Origin of the sequence: Micromonospora parva (assembly GCF_000718515.1) — a bacterium.
Classification (GTDB): domain Bacteria; phylum Actinomycetota; class Actinomycetes; order Mycobacteriales; family Micromonosporaceae; genus Micromonospora; species Micromonospora parva.
In genome coordinates this window covers 41,821-56,425 of record NZ_JNZS01000023.1, presented here as the reverse complement: position 1 = coordinate 56,425, position 14,605 = coordinate 41,821, and the positions used below count along the sequence as shown (strand labels likewise).

The window sequence follows — 14,605 nt, the reverse complement described above, 5'->3', positions numbered from 1 at the left end:
GCACCGTGACCGGTGGGGCGGGTCAGGCAGGGCGGAGGTCGGGCGCGCGGCGGACGTTGGTGACGGTCAGGCCCAGCGGCGGCAGCGCCGGCATCCGGTGCAGGTCCAGGGCCAGGTCCTGGACCGGCACGTCGTAGCGCATGGCGGCGGTCAGGTTGGTGACCGCCCGCTTCATCAGGTCGATGGTGAGCCACTCGCCGGCGCAGCGGTGACCGGCCCAGTGATCACCGCCGCCCTGCGGGATCAGCTCGAACGGGTCCACCCGGCGGCCGGCGAACCGCTCCGGACGAAACAGCTCAGGTTGCGGCCAGATCGCCGGGTGGTGGTTGGTGCCGTAGAGGTCGAGCAGCACCCGCCGGCCCTTCGGAAAGTGATGGCCCTGCCAGTCGAAGGACCGCCGGACCCGGGCCGCCGCCAGCGGGAAGAACGGGTAGTAGCGGCGGACCTCCTGGACGAAGTGCTCGGTGGCCTCGTCGTCGTCGCGGACCCGTTCCCGCCAGGCCGGATGGTCGTGCAGGGCGAGCGCGGCGAAGGCGATGTACTGGTCGACGGCGACCACCGGGCGCAACACGTTGAGCAGCTCCACCGCCGCGATCCGGCGGGGGAGGAGGCGGCCGGCTCGGTCCCGGTGTTCGGCGATCACGGCCAGGGCGCTGCCGGCCGGCGCCGGGGCTGAGCCGACCCGGGTCCGTTCGACGAGGTCGGTGAGCCAGTGTTGGGCGCGGTACCGGGCGAGCCGCCCCCGCCAGTGCCGGGGGCCGATCGCCGCTGGGGCTTCGATCATGGCGTGCAGCTCGGTGGCACGGCGCTCGACCTGCGACGTCGGCAGTGGCACCCCGGCCCAGGCGCAGACCACCCGGGTCAGCAACCGGCCCAGCTCGTCGTAGAGCGACACCGGGCCGGCGCCCTCCCAGGCGGTGATCCGGGTCCGCCACTCGTCGTCGAAGAGCTGGCCGAGTTGCCGGATCGCGGTCGGTGTCATGATCGACATGAACATGGCCTTGCGGTCGTCGTGCTCCGGCCCGTCCAGGCCCTGCACCCCACCCCGACCGGTCAGGGTCCGCTGCACGCGCAGCGGCATCGCGGTGTCACGTTGGAAGCGGTCGTTGTCGTAGAACAGCTCCGCCGCCGGCCGGCCCCGTAGGCAGATGGTCGGGGTGAGCAGGATCCGGGTCTGGAAGACGTCGCTGCCGTACCGCTCGCAGCGCTCGCTGACGAACCGGTAACCGGCGCGCAGCAGTGCGAGGGTGCTGTCCGGGCTGCGGTCGGCCGGCATGGTCGCCATCGGGTCTCCTCACGCGCGGGCGCGGCTGGTCGCCGCCGCCCACCGCGGTTACCCCGGTCGACGCCGCTGAACCCCGGTGCGGCTGGCCCCTCCCAGGGGCGGCGGAACCTGGTTTGCTGCTGGTGGGACAACCACGGGGAGGGCGGATGCGTGACAACAGATCGCCGCACTGGCGGCAGCGGCGAGCGGCCGGAGCACTGGGCGGAGGCCGCGACGGGCGGTCACTGATCGGGCCACCACGGCGGCCCACCCGTCCGCACCGGTTCTTCACAGTGCACCTGGGCTTCACCGCGCCCGGCCCGGCCGAGGCGCGTGAACTGGCAGTGGCGTACGCCGAGGCGTTGAGCCTGCTCCGCTCGGAGGTGGCACTCGGGGCGGCGGCCCTGTCACCGGCCGACGCCTGGCAGCGGGCCGAGCGGCTGTTCTGCGGCGCGGTCGGCCCGGACGGGGAGCGCTGCGTCGACGTGGCCGACCACCCGGGCTTCCACCACGCCCCCGGTCCCGGTGGCCTCGGCTGGGGCGGCGGCGACGGCCCTGGCGATGACTGACCAGCGGCCCCGGGTGGTCGACCCGGGAGGGCGTCGACCCGGCCGCCCGCGTGGCCGTGCCGGTGTCCGCAGCACGGGCACCGGCACGGCGATCCAGCACCGACGGGTCGGCGGGCGCGATCAGTCCAGGTCGAACTCGCCGTCCTGCGCGCCGGCCACGAAGGCGTCCCACTCGGCCTGGGTGAAGACCAGCACCGGCCCGTCCGGCTCGGCCGAGTTACGCATGCCGATCAGGTCGTCGACGAACGCGACCTCAACGGCGCTGTCGGAGGTGTCCCCCTCGGCCCGCTGCCAGACCGCCCGAGAGAGGTCGAAGTCGCCCTTGGGGTGCTGCGCCATGGTTCTTTCCTCCAGTGCCGAGGGTCGTCTGGTGACCGGGTGCCGATCCCCATCGGGCAGGATAAGCGGATGCCGAGCCTGACCCGTGTAGAGGCGACCGCGCGTGGCGCGGCGATTACTGTCGAGTCCTATCAGGTGGACCTCGACCTGACCGGTGACGGTGACGTGTTCCGTTCCCGCGTCGAGATCCGGTTCCGGGCGACCGCCGGCGCCGCGACCTTCGCCGAGGTCAAGCCCGCCAAACTGCTCGGGGTACGCCTCAACGACAGTGACCTCGACCTCGATTTGCTCACCGACAACCGGCTGCCGATCGGTGACCTGGCCGCGGAGAACACGCTCGTCGTCGAGGCGGAGATGGCGTACTCCAACGCGGGCGAGGGGATGCACCGCTTCGTCGACCCGGCCGACGGCGAGACCTATCTCTACGCGATGTCCTTCCTCGACAACGCGCAGCGCATCTTCGCCGCCTTCGACCAGCCCGACCTCAAGGCCCCGTTCACCCTCTCGGTGACCGCACCACCGCAGTGGCTCGTCGCGGGCAACGCCGAGCTGGCCGCCAACCCGGCCCCCGGGCGCTGGGAGTTCGCCCCGAGCGCGCCCCTGGCCACCTACTTCTTCTCGTTGATCGCCGGGCCGTACCACGTCCGGCGGGCCGAGCACGACGGCGTACCGCTGGGCATCTACTGCCGCCAGTCGCAGGCCGAGCACCTGGACGCCGACGCCGACGAGATCTTTACCGTCACCCGGCAGTGCCTGGACCGGTTCCACCAGCTCTTCACCGAGCGCTACCCGTTCGGCAAGTACGACCAGGCGTTCGTGCCCGAGTTCAACGCCGGGGCGATGGAGAACCCGGGCATCGTCACCTTCCGCGACGACTACATCTTCCGCTCGGCGGTCACCGACACCCAGCGCGAGCAGCGGGCCGGCACCATCGCCCACGAGATGGCCCACATGTGGTTCGGTGACCTGGTCACCATGCGCTGGTGGGACGACCTGTGGTTGAACGAGTCCTTCGCCGAATACCTGGGCACCCGGGTCACCGCCGAGGCGACCCGCTTCGACCAGTCCTGGACCACCTTCGCCATGCGCCGCAAGGCCTGGGGGTATGCAGCCGACCAGCGCCCCTCCACCCACCCGGTCGCCCCGCAGGAGGTGGCCGACGCCGACGAGGGCCTGCTCAACTTCGACGGCATCTCGTACGCCAAGGGGGCCAGCGTGCTGCGGCAGCTGGTCGCGTGGCTCGGCGACGAGGCGTTCCTGGCCGGCCTGAACGCGCACTTCGCGGCGCACCGCTTCGGCAACGCCACCCTCGACGACCTGCTCACCAGCCTCTCCGCCAGCAGTGGGCGGGAGCTGTCCGGTTGGGCCGAGCTGTGGTTGCGCCAGCCGCAGGTCAACACGTTGCGCGCCGAGGTCGCCGTCGACGCCGACGGCCGCTACACCGAGGTCGCCGTGGTGCAGACCGCACCCGAGTCGCACCCGGTGCTGCGCCCGCACCGGATCGGCGTGGGCCGCTATGCGGCGGACGGCACCGTCCGGCGCGACGAGGTGGACATCGACCCGGCCGCCGACGGTGGGCGCACCGTGCTGGGTCAGCTGACGGGTGAGCCGGCGGCCCGGCTGCTGCTGCTCAACGACGGTGACCTCACCTTCGCCAAGGTGCGTCTCGACCCGGCGTCGGCCGAGGCCGTCCCGCTGGTGCTGCCCGGCCTGACCGACCCGCTGGCCCGGGCGGTGCTGTGGGGTGAGGCGCTGGACGCGGTGACCGACGGGGAGCGGCCGGTCGCCGGCCTGGTCGACCTGATCGTCGCCGCGCTGCCCACCGAGACCGAGGTGATCATTGCGGAGGACGTGCTGACGCTCAGTCGGTCACTGATCGACCGATACCTCGACCCGCTGACCCGCTCGACAGCGTTGGCCCGGGTCGCCGAGGCGTGCCGGCGCCTGCTCGACGGCGCGCCGGCCGGGGAGTCGTTGCAGCTCGCCGCCGCACGGGGCTGGATCGCCGCCACCACCGACGCCGACCTGCTCGTCGGCTGGCTCGCCGGCCGGGACGTGCCGGCCGGCCTGAAGGTCGACGCGGAGCTGCGCTGGGCGGTGCTGCGCCGACTGGTGGTGCTGGGTGCCGCGGGCGAGGCGGAGATCGCCATCGAGGCGGCCGCAGACGTCAGCTCCGCTGGCGCGGAACGGGCCGCGCGGTGCCGGGCCGCACTGCCCGACCCGGCGGCGAAGCAGGCGGCCTGGGAGATCATCGTGCGGGGCGACGACCTGTCCAACCGGCTGTTGGAAGCGACAGCCGAGGGGTTCTGGCAACCCGAGCAGGCCGAGCTGACCGCCGCGTACGTCGATCGGTACTTCGCGGAGATGCCGGCCGCCGCGCGCCGGCGTACCCCCTGGACGGCCGACCGGGTGGCGGCCCTGGCGTTCCCCCGCTACGCCGTGGCGCAGCCGACCCGGGAGGCGGCCGCGGCGTTGCTGGCCCGCGACGACCTGACCCCCGGCCTGCGCCGGGTGGTGACCGACGCCGCCGACGACCTGCGCCGCGCGCTGGTCGCCCGGACGGCGGTGGCCGCCGCCTCGGCCTGAACGTTGACCAGCGGGGTGGCCGGCCGGCCACCCCGCTGGCCCACAACCTCAGCGCGGGGCGGGTACCGCAGTGACCGGCGCGTCCCAGTCGATGACGTAGCGCTGCTCGTCGGCGACGGTCTTCTCCGGGTCCAGCACCGTGCGCACCATCAGTGGCATCAGCAACGGCATCAGCGTCCGCGCGACTGCCCCGGGAGCCTTCGCGTGGTTGATCCGGGCCGCGCGCGCCGCCACCTTCTCCACCCGGGTACGACGCAGCCGCACGTACGCGTCGAACGCCGCCTCGACGTCCGGCAGGTCGCGGAGGCAGCGGGCGAGTTGCACGGCGCTCTCGATGGCCAGTGACGCGCCCTGCCCCGAACTGTTCGACGGCGCGTGCGCCGCGTCGCCGACCAGCACCATCCGGCCCCGATGCCAGTGCGGCACCGGCGGCATGATCTGCAACGACCCGACCACCTGGAGGTCGGCGGCGTTGCTGGTCGCCATCAGGTCCCGGCCCGGGTCGTCGTCGCCGTAGCTGCTGCGCAGCGTGTCCAGCCACTGCTCCGCCGGCACCGCCCGGGCCTCGACCAGGCTCATCGGCCGCTGCTGCGGCAGGTTGGCCCCCCACCGGGTGCCGCCACTGGGCTCCGGCCAGTACAGGTAGTAGCCCTGTCGCCCGAACGCGAACGTCATCGTGCCCGGCTCGGCGTCGACCTCGTGTCGGGCCACCGCCTCGAAGCCGAGCAACCCGGTGAAATGAGGGCCGGGCGCGGCCGGGTCGATGAGACTCCGGACCGTGGAGCGGATTCCGTCCGCGCCGACGAGGATGTCGGCGGTGGCGGTGCTGCCGTCCTCGAAACGGGCGATCACGCCGTCGCCGGTCTGCTCGGCGGCGACCAGCCGCTTGCCGTACGCGAACGGCACGCCCTCAGCGGACGCCTGATCGTGCAGCACCTGGTGAAGCTCGGCCCGGTGCACCACGTGCAGCGGCGGCACCCCGGTCAGGGTGGGCAGGTCGATGCGTCGGCGGCCGACAGCCAGGGCGTTGCGTCCGATCGGTGTGGCGATCGCCGTCACCGCGTCGTGGACGCCGACCGTCCGCAGCGCCGCCATCCCGTTGGGCGCGAGGGCGAGGGTGCCGCCGATGCCGGTGGCCGTGCTCGGGTACGCCTCGTAGACGGTTGCGGTGATGCCGGCGCGGCGCAGCGCGAGCGCTGTCACCGGCCCGGCGATGCCACCGCCGATGACGGTCGCGGTTCGTACCGTGGTCATGGTCTCTCCCTTGGTGTGGTCGGTGCCGACGCGCGGACCTGGTGTGGTCGGTGCGCGGGCACGCGGACCTGGGAGGGAGCCCGGTTATCCTCGTGGTTGCCGCTTCGGGCCGGGTGCCTTCCCAGGCGTCGGTTCGGGGTCAGGGCCCCGGTGAGGTGTTGGCGCACCTCGCCGGGGCCGTTCTTTCAGCCGGTGGGATCACCCCCGCGGCTGTCGGTGCTGGTTCTCTCGGCCAGATCGGTCAGTTCGGCGGGCATCTCGCCGGTCTCGTGGAAGGCCCGCCAGGTGTCCAGGCCGGGGTAGCTTCCCGAGGTCAGCTCGGCGAGCAGGGCCCGTAGCCAGGCTGCCTCCGCGTCCCGGATGGCGAGGTCGTACTCCGACTCCACCAGGAACAGCCGGGGAATCTCCCGCAGGTGCGCGTCGAGCGTTTCGCGGTCCTGGCGGATCGCGTCCTCCAGCCGGGAGAGCCGTTGCCGCAGCAGGTCGGTGGCCTCGTCGGGGTGCAACGCGGCGAGCACTGACAGCCCGGCCCGGAAGCGGGGGTGCTCCGCCATCGGGGTGGAGACCAGCTCGCGGGCCCAGTCGATCAGCTCCGCCCGCCCGGCGTCGGTGATCCGGTAGACGGTGCGTTCCGGGCGGCGGCCCTCGCGCAGGCTCTCCACCGCCTCGATCAGGTGGTGTTTGTCCAGGTTGCCGATCACCGTGTAGAAGGACCCCCACTTGAACTCCATGTCCTGGTCCTTGCCCCAGGCGCGGAGTGCGGTGGCGATCTCGTACGGGTGCATGGGCCGCTGGACCAGGGCGGACAGCACGGCCAGCGCCAGCAGGTTGCCGACCTTGCGCCGCTTCGGCACGACGACCCCCTCGCTCGTCGACGGCTACTCGTCTACGAATATACGCCGCCGTGCAGGCTGCCGCGACCCCCTGTCGCACCGATGTCCGGCGACGCACGGGCCGACGGTGCCGGGCCGGGACGGTCGTCAACGACGCTCGGCCTACGATCACTGGGTGGAGGAAGATATCCGGCGGATCGGGATCATGGGTGGCACCTTCGACCCGATCCACCACGGGCACCTCGTCGCGGCCAGCGAGGTGGCGGACCGGTTCGGCCTGGACGAGGTGGTCTTCGTCCCCACCGGCCAGCCGTGGCAGAAGGCCGACGAGCCGGTCAGCCCGGCCGAGGACCGGTACCTGATGACCGTCATCGCCACCGCCTCCAACCCCCGCTTCCAGGTCAGCCGGGTCGACATCGACCGCAGCGGACCCACCTACACCGTCGACACGCTGCGTGACCTCCAGGCTGAGTACGGCCCGAAGGTGCAGCTCTTCTTCATCACCGGCGCGGACGCCCTGCAACGCATCCTGTCCTGGAAGGACCTGGACGAGATCTTCGAGCTGGCGCACTTCATCGGGGTGACCCGGCCCGGCTTCCCGCTGAGCGACAAGCACCTTCCGGCGGACACCGTCAGCCTGATCCAGGTGCCCGCGATGTCCATCTCGTCGACCGACTGCCGCGCCCGGGTCGCCAGAGGTGAGCCGGTTTGGTATCTGGTGCCCGACGGTGTGGTGCAGTACATCGCCAAGCGGAGCCTCTATCAGCGCTGAGCGCACCCGTTATGCCCAGGTTTGTGCAGCTAACCGGGCAGAACTGCACGATCGCGATGCCGTCGGGTATGAGACGCTTGGAGGATCGCACGCTTGATCGAAGGAGAACGGTGACAGTTTCCGAACGCGCTCACGAGCTGGCTATCGCGGCCGCCCAGGCCGCCGCCGACAAGAAGGCGCAGGACATCACGATCATCGACGTCGGCGACCAGCTCGCCATCACCGACGCGTTCGTGCTCGCCGCCGCCCCCAATGAGCGTCAGGTGCTGGCCATCGTCGACGCCATCGAGGAGAGCCTGCTGGAGCTTCCGGAGAAGGCGAAGCCGGTGCGGCGCGAGGGCGAGCGCGGTGGCCGCTGGGTGCTGCTCGACTACGTCGACATCGTGGTGCACGTCCAGCACACCGAGGAGCGCGAGTTCTACGGGCTCGACCGCCTCTGGAAGGACTGCCCCACCATCCCGTTCGTCGATCGCGACCTGGTCGAGGCCGACGCCAGCGGGTCCGCCGCCGCCGAATGAGCCGACTGATCGTCTGGCGGCACGGCAACACCGACTGGAACGCCGCCAACCGCGTCCAGGGGCAGACCGACGTACCCCTCAACGAGCTGGGCCGCGACCAGGCCCGCGCCGCCGCCCCGCTGCTCGCGGCGCTGCGGCCCGACGCGATCGTGGCCAGCGACCTGAGCCGCGCCGCGGACACCGCCGCCGCGCTCGCGGCGCTGACCGGGCTGCCGGTCCGCACCGACGCCCGGCTCCGTGAGCGGCACTTCGGCCAGTGGCAGGGTCTGCACCTCACCGAGGTCGCCGCGCGCTTTCCCGACGAGTACGCGCGCTGGCGAGCCGGCGACCCCGACCCGGGGGCGGGCCTGGAGCCCCTGCACGACCTCGGCGAACGGGTCGGTGTCGCGTTGCAGGAGGCAGCCGAAGCGGCCGCGGGCGGCACCGTGGTGATCGCCACGCACGGTGGCGGCTCCCGGCAGGGCATCGGTCACCTGCTCGGTTGGGACAATGCCGTGCTGCGCACCGTCGGCTCGTTGGCCAACTGCCACTGGACCGAACTGCGTCACGACGACGTCCGTGGATGGCAGTTGCGGGCGCACAACGTCGGCCTCATCACCGCACCGGTCGCCGTCGACGCGGTCTGAGCAATCGCGCCTCGGCGTTCGCGGCCTCGATCGGCTAGCGTGCCGGGCATGCCCGTCGCGGTTGTCACCGACTCCACCGCCTACCTTCCGCCCGAGCTGGTGCAGGCGCACCGGCTGACCGTCGTGCCGTTGACCGTCGTCCTCAACGGCGCGGAAGGGCTGGAGGGGGTGGAGACCCAGCCGTCCGACGCGACAGTCGCACTGAGCGCCCGCCGGGTCACCGCGACCACCTCCCGCCCGGCACCGGAGCAGTTCGCCCGGACGTACCGCCAACTGCTCGACGCCGGCGCCGACGGGATCGTCTCGGTGCACCTCTCCGCCGCGCTGTCCGGCACCGTGGAGGCCGCCCGGCTGGCCGCCGCCGACCTGGACGGCCGGGTGGAGGTCGTGGACAGCCGCTCGACCGGCATGGGACTGGGCTTTCCCGCCATCGCCGCCGCCACCGCAGCCCAGGCCGGCGCCGATCTTGCCGTGGTACGCGACGCGGCGCTCGCCGCCGTGGCCCGCACCACCGTCTGGTTCTACGTCGACACGCTGGAGTTCCTCCGTCGCGGCGGCCGGATCAACGCCGCCGAGGCGCTGGTCGGCACCGCGCTGTCCGTCAAGCCGATTATGCACATGCCGGACGGGGCGATCGTGCTGCGCGAGAAGGTCCGCACCGCCAGCCGGGGAGTGGCCCGCCTCGTGGACCTGGCCGTCGAGGCGGCCGGCGACGACGACGTGGACCTCGGGGTGCACCACCTGGCCGCACCGCAACGGGCCGAGGCGTTGCGTGCCGCGCTGACCGAACGGTTCGGCGACCGGCTGCACGACACCTACGTCTCCGAGGCGGGTGCCGTCATCGCGGCGCACGCCGGGCCAGGGCTGGCCTGCGTGGTCGTCCACCGCCGCCCGCAGGGCTGAGCAGTGCCCACGTCGTACGTGGTGACCGGGGGTGGGCGCGGTGTCGGCCGGGCTGTGGTGCAACGGCTGGTGGCCACCGGTGCCACCGTCGTCGTCCTGGAACGCGACGCCGAGGCTGTGGACTGGTTGGCCGGCCACCCGGCCGCCGATCGGCTCGTCGCGGTTCTCGGCGACGCCGCCGACGAGCAGGTGGCCGAACGCGCCGTCGAGCTGGCGGACCGGGCCGCGCCGCTGACCGGCTGGGTGAACAACGCGGCGGTGTTCCGCGACGCCGCGCTGCACTCCGCGTCGGCCGACACGGTGCTGGACCTGATCACCGTGAACCTGCGCCCGGCGGTGGTGGGCGCCGCGGTCGCCGTCCGCCACTTCCTGGCCCACGCCAGCGGCGGCGCGATCGTCAACGTCTCGTCGCACCAGGCCCGCCGACCGGTGCCCGGTGCGCTGCCGTACGCGACGGCGAAGGCCGCCGTGGAGGGGCTGACCCGGGCGCTGGCCGTCGAGTACGGACGGCACGGCATCCGCGCCAACGCGGTAGCGCTCGGCTCGATCGCCACCGAACGGCACGCAGAGTTCCTGGCCGCTCAGGAGCCGTCCCAGGCTGAGTGGATCACCACCGAGCTGAACCGGCTGCACCCGGTGGGCCGGATCGGGCGTACCGACGAGGTGGCCGAGGCGGTCGCGTACCTACTGTCACCCGCGGCGAGCTTCATCAACGGGGTGACACTGCCGGTGGACGGGGGACGGGCCGTGCTCGGCCTCGACCCGGAGGCCCGCTGACAGGTTCTCGGGGGGCAGCTGCTCCGCGCCGCTGTGTTAGCCTCCGTGCGCGCCCCAGATGGGCCTACCCCCCGGAGGTTCTGGCTACTTCAGCCACCACGCCGAGATCGACGCGTCGTCCGCGTCTCTCGTGCGGGATCCGGGGCGTCGGTGCCCCCGGGGCTTCGTCATCTGCGTGGCTGGGTGAACGCTGTGGGCCTGCGGTCGGGTCATCGGATCGACCGGAAAGAAGACCGTACGCATGACAGTCACGTTCAACCACACCATCATCGCGAGCAAGGACAAGAGCGCCTCGGCCGCGTTCTACCGCGAGCTGTTCGACCTGCCGGAGGCCCCCTCGTGGGGGCCGTTCGCCAACGTGCGGTTGGACGACGGCGTACTGCTCCAGTTCGCCGAGCCGCCGGTGGACATCCAGATGCAGCACTACGCGTTCCTCGTCGACGACGAGGTGTTCGTGCGGTGCCTGGCGTTCGTCGAGGGGCGTGGCATCACGTACTGGGCCGACCCGCAGCTGAAGCGGGAGGGGGAGACCAACACCGAGCACGGTGGGCGGGGCTTCTACTTCTTCGACCCGGCCGGCCACGCCATCGAGATCATCACCCGGCCGTACCTGTAGGGGGCGACGGCGTCACCCTCAGCATGCGCGTGGTCTGGAGCCCGGTTACCCAGGCCACGCGCGGCGATTCGGCTCCGCCATAGCAGATCGGGGCATGATCAGGGCGTTGTCCACAGTGGGGGTGGTTGTCCACAGGATGCCGTCGTCACCCTCTACCGTCCCGGCCGCCGCCATAGCGTCGCGCTGTGTCGCACGACGAGGAGACAGAGGTACGCCAGCGCCTGCGCCGGCTGACGGAGGCGGCTGTCGCGCCGTCGCCCCGGCCGGCGGCGCCGCTCACGGGCGTACCCCCGTCGTCTCTGGTCGGCGCGCTGCCTGCGGACGGGCTGCCTTTCCAGCCTGCCGCGCCGGTCGCGGAGCCGGCGTCGGGCGGCCTCGCGCTCCCACCCGGGTCGCGGTTGCCCGGCCCGGGGGCGTTCGACCCCGGGCGACGCGGTGTGCGGGCGTTGGCGGTGGTCGCCGTGGTGGTGGTCCTGGCTGCGGCAGGTTGGGCCTGGCAGGCCCGGCCACAGTCGGAACCGGTCGCCCCTTTGCTCAGCGACGCCGCGTCGGCTGCACCGTCGGGTGGCCCCAGCGTGTCCAGCTCCGGCGAGGTGGTGGTGGCGGTCGCGGGCAAGGTCCGCAAGCCCGGTCTGGTACGTCTACCGGCCGGGTCCCGTCTCGCTGACGCGGTGCAGGCGGCCGGGGGCGCCTTGCCCGGGGTGGACGTGGCGCTGCTCAACCCCGCCCGCAAGGTCACCGACGGTGAGCTGATCGTGGTCGGGGTGACACCACCGCCGGTGCCGGGCGGCGCGGCCGGGCCGGCGGCGGGCGGTGCGGCATCCGCCGTCGGGCCGCTGAATCTCAACACCGCGACGCTGGCGCAGCTCGACGCACTGCCCGGGGTGGGTCCGGTGCTCGCCCAACGCATCCTCACCCACCGGGATCAGCGCGGCGGGTTCACGTCCGTCGGCGACCTACGCCAGGTCGACGGGATCGGCGATGCCCGTTACGAGCAGCTCAAGGATCTGGTGACGGTGTGAGCGGGCCCGCCGCTGGTCCACCGCCGCCTCGCATCGCCCAGCCCGGCCCTCCGGTCGAGCAGTCGCAGACCGCGCCCCCGGCTGGTCGGGCCGGATCCGAGCCGCCGGACCTGCGACTGGCGGGGCTCGCCGTGGCGGCCTGGCTCACCGCGCTCGCCGGCCTGCACCTCGGCAGCCGCACCGTGCTGCTGGTGGCCGGCACGGCGGCCGGGCTGACGACGGTTGGGGCCGGGCACCTGCTGGGCCGCCTCGGCGGTCCCCAAGCCGTGGTGCGGCGTTACGGGTGGGTGGCGGTGGCGGTGGGCCTCGGTGTGGTCTGCGGTGGTGCGGCCACCGCCGCCCGGCTCGCCGTCCGCGACGCGCCGCCGATCCGGGCCCTCGCCGAGCAACGGGCTCCGGTCACCGCCGACCTTGTCGTCCGGGACGACCCCCGCCCGATCCGGAGCGCCGGTCGGCCGGGCATGTTGCTGGTGTCGACGCAGCTGGTCCGGCTCACCGGCCCGGACGGCCGGCGGATCCACGCGTCGGTGCGGCTGCTCGTGCTGACGACCGACCCGGCCTGGCGGGGCCTGCTGCCCGGGCAGCGCCTCACCGCCGACGGCCGGCTCGGCGTTCCGCGCGGAGGCGACCTCACCGCGGCGGTGCTCAGCACCAACAGTCCACCGCAGCGGCACGGCGCGCCGTCCTGGGCGCAGCGGGCCGCCGGGGTGCTGCGTACCGGCCTGCAACGCGCCTGCGCGCCGCTGCCCGACGACCCCGGTGGGCTGCTGCCCGGTCTGGTGGTGGGCGACACCAGCCGACTACCGCCCGCCGTCGAGGAGGACTTCCGAGCCACCGGGATGACCCACCTCAACGCGGTCTCCGGCTCCAACGTCGCGATTGTGGTGGGTGCGGTGTTGTTGCTGGCCCGGTGGGCACGGGCCGGTCCCTGGCTCGCCGCCGCGCTCTGTGCGGTGGCGCTGGTGGGGTTCGTCATCCTGGTCCGCCCGTCGCCGAGCGTCGTACGGGCCGCCACGATGGGGGCGATCGGGCTCGCCGCGCTCGCCGCCGGTCGTCCTCGGGCGGCGCTGCCCGCGTTGGCCGCTGCCGTGACCGTGCTGGTGCTCGTCGACCCGGAGTTGGCCGGGGACCCGGGGTTCGCGCTCTCCGTGCTGGCCACCGGTGGCCTGCTGCTGCTCGCGCCGCGCTGGCGGGACGGGTTGCGGCGGCGAGGCGTACCGACAGGGCTGGCCGAGGCGCTGGCCGTGCCGGCGGCCGCCCAACTTGCCTGCGGCCCGGTCGTCGCCGGCATCTCCGGCACGGTCAGCCTCGTGGCGGTGCCGGCGAACCTGCTGGCGGTGCCGGCCATCGCGCCGGCCACAGTGCTGGGCGTGCTGGCGGCACTGGTGTCGCCGATCTGGCCGGCCGGTGCCGGGTTCGTCGCGTGGCTGGCGAGTTGGCCGGCCTGGTGGTTGGTGCTCATCGCCCGGCAGGGGGCTCGGCTGCCGGGCGGCACCCTGCCGTGGCCGGGTGGGGTGCCGGGGGCCCTGCTGCTGACCGGGCTGACAGTCGCGCTGCTGATCGCGGTGCGCCGACCACTCGTCCGCCGGCTGGTCGCGGTGGTCGGTGTCGCCGCGGTGCTGGGTGCCCTGCCGGTGCGGCTGGTGGCCGCCGGCTGGCCGCCCGCCGGTTGGGTGGTGGTGGCCTGTGCGGTCGGGCAGGGCGACGCCGTGGTGCTTCCGGCCGGCAGCGGCCGGGCCGTGGTGGTGGACGCCGGGCCGGAACCAGGTGCGGTGGACGGTTGCCTGCGTCGGCTCGGCGTGCGGGAGGTGCCGCTGCTGGTGATCAGCCACTTTCACGTGGACCACGTGGGCGGGGTGGCCGGGGTGTTCCGGGGGCGGCGGGTGGGTGCCGTGCTGACGCCGTCATCGACGGACCCGGAGAGCGGCCGGGACCTGGTCCGGGCGGCGGCCACCGGCGGGCGGGCCGCGCTGCTGACCACCGTGGCCGGCGCTCGCCATCCCGTGGGCGGGGTCGACCTGTTGGTGCTCGGCCCGCCGTACCCGCTGGCGGGGACCAGATCCGACCCGAACAACAACTCACTGGTGCTGCGCGCCACGGTGGCCGGGGTGCGGATCCTGCTGGCCGGCGACGCGGAGACCGAGGAGCAGCACGCGATGGTGACCCGGGCGGCGCCCGGCCACTTGAGGGCGGACGTGTTGAAGGTCGCGCACCACGGTTCGGCGTATCAGGACCCGGGCTTCCTCGACGCGGTGCGGCCGGCGGTGGCGCTCGTGCCGGTGGGCACCGGCAACACCTACGGGCACCCGAGCCCGGGGCTGCTCGCCCGCCTGAACAGCGGCGGCGTCCGGGTGCTGCGCACCGACACGGACGGCGATGTGGCGGCGGTCCGAACGGGCAACGGTCTGGCGGTGGCCCGGCGAGGTCTGCCCGCGGGCCGGCAGCCCTGAGCCGCACTCCGATTCGATGAACGATTTGCGGATTAAGGAGGGAATTGAGTTAGATGTCTTGATTTGCACTGTGTGC

Annotated in this window: 14 protein-coding genes; 10 read left to right on the top strand and 4 right to left on the bottom strand. The window is 73.2% G+C overall.

Going from position 1 to position 14,605, the window contains the following annotated elements; all coding sequences use genetic code 11:
- Positions 1–22: 22 nt before the first annotated feature.
- Positions 23–1,285 (bottom strand): cytochrome P450, encoded by a 1,263-nt coding sequence (locus IF22_RS0126305; protein WP_030336540.1) that lies wholly within the window; start codon positions 1,283–1,285, stop codon positions 23–25.
- A 146-nt stretch (positions 1,286–1,431) separates the two neighbouring features.
- On the opposite strand from IF22_RS0126305, the gene IF22_RS0126300 reads away from it, so the two are divergent.
- Entirely contained in the window at positions 1,432–1,833 is a 402-nt protein-coding gene (locus tag IF22_RS0126300) for a hypothetical protein (protein ID WP_030336538.1), read from the top strand.
- A gap of 120 nt (positions 1,834–1,953) precedes the next feature.
- Here the strand turns inward: IF22_RS0126300 and IF22_RS0126295 are convergent, their stop codons facing one another.
- Positions 1,954–2,172 carry a DUF397 domain-containing protein gene (locus tag IF22_RS0126295; protein WP_030336536.1) on the bottom strand — a complete coding sequence of 73 codons (219 nt, stop codon included), beginning with the start codon at positions 2,170–2,172 and terminating at the stop codon, positions 1,954–1,956.
- 69 nt (positions 2,173–2,241) lie between these two features.
- Between IF22_RS0126295 and pepN the strand changes: the two genes are divergently transcribed.
- On the top strand, positions 2,242–4,758 hold the full coding sequence (pepN, locus tag IF22_RS0126290) for an aminopeptidase N (protein WP_030336534.1): 2,517 nt from the start codon (positions 2,242–2,244) through the stop codon (positions 4,756–4,758).
- A gap of 48 nt (positions 4,759–4,806) precedes the next feature.
- Here the strand turns inward: pepN and IF22_RS0126285 are convergent, their stop codons facing one another.
- On the bottom strand, positions 4,807–6,012 hold the full coding sequence (locus tag IF22_RS0126285; RefSeq protein ID WP_030336532.1) for an FAD-dependent oxidoreductase: 1,206 nt from the start codon (positions 6,010–6,012) through the stop codon (positions 4,807–4,809).
- Positions 6,013–6,197: 185 nt separating this feature from the next.
- Positions 6,198–6,866 (bottom strand): PadR family transcriptional regulator, encoded by a 669-nt coding sequence (locus IF22_RS0126280; protein WP_030336530.1) that lies wholly within the window; start codon positions 6,864–6,866, stop codon positions 6,198–6,200.
- A gap of 154 nt (positions 6,867–7,020) precedes the next feature.
- Here IF22_RS0126280 and nadD point away from each other — a divergent pair, with 154 nt between their 5' ends.
- The 8 genes from nadD (at position 7,021) to IF22_RS0126240 (ending at position 14,529) form a co-directional block, all read left to right on the top strand.
- Positions 7,021–7,617, top strand: coding sequence for a nicotinate-nucleotide adenylyltransferase (nadD, locus tag IF22_RS0126275; protein WP_030336528.1), 597 nt, complete (start codon positions 7,021–7,023; stop codon positions 7,615–7,617).
- A 110-nt stretch (positions 7,618–7,727) separates the two neighbouring features.
- Complete coding sequence (rsfS, locus tag IF22_RS0126270) at positions 7,728–8,135, top strand: ribosome silencing factor (RefSeq protein WP_030336526.1); 408 nt, start codon at positions 7,728–7,730, stop codon at positions 8,133–8,135.
- Positions 8,132–8,761, top strand: a complete 630-nt coding sequence (locus IF22_RS0126265; protein WP_030336524.1) for a histidine phosphatase family protein — start codon at positions 8,132–8,134, stop codon at positions 8,759–8,761. Before rsfS ends, IF22_RS0126265 begins: the two co-directional genes overlap by 4 nt.
- A 48-nt stretch (positions 8,762–8,809) precedes the next feature.
- The gene (locus tag IF22_RS0126260) at positions 8,810–9,664 is read left to right on the top strand and encodes a DegV family protein (protein WP_030336523.1); all 855 of its coding nucleotides are present in this window, start codon (positions 8,810–8,812) and stop codon (positions 9,662–9,664) included.
- 3 nt (positions 9,665–9,667) lie between these two features.
- Entirely contained in the window at positions 9,668–10,441 is a 774-nt protein-coding gene (locus tag IF22_RS0126255; RefSeq protein WP_030336521.1) for an SDR family NAD(P)-dependent oxidoreductase, read from the top strand.
- Between the two features lie 241 nt (positions 10,442–10,682).
- Entirely contained in the window at positions 10,683–11,057 is a 375-nt protein-coding gene (locus IF22_RS0126250; RefSeq protein WP_030336519.1) for a VOC family protein, read from the top strand.
- Positions 11,058–11,242: 185 nt separating this feature from the next.
- A complete protein-coding gene (locus IF22_RS0126245; RefSeq protein WP_030336517.1) occupies positions 11,243–12,079 on the top strand; it encodes a ComEA family DNA-binding protein in 837 nt (278 codons plus the stop codon).
- A gap of 110 nt (positions 12,080–12,189) precedes the next feature.
- Positions 12,190–14,529, top strand: a complete 2,340-nt coding sequence (locus IF22_RS0126240) for a ComEC/Rec2 family competence protein (RefSeq protein WP_245233743.1) — start codon at positions 12,190–12,192, stop codon at positions 14,527–14,529.
- The last annotated feature ends 76 nt before the right edge of the window (positions 14,530–14,605 follow it).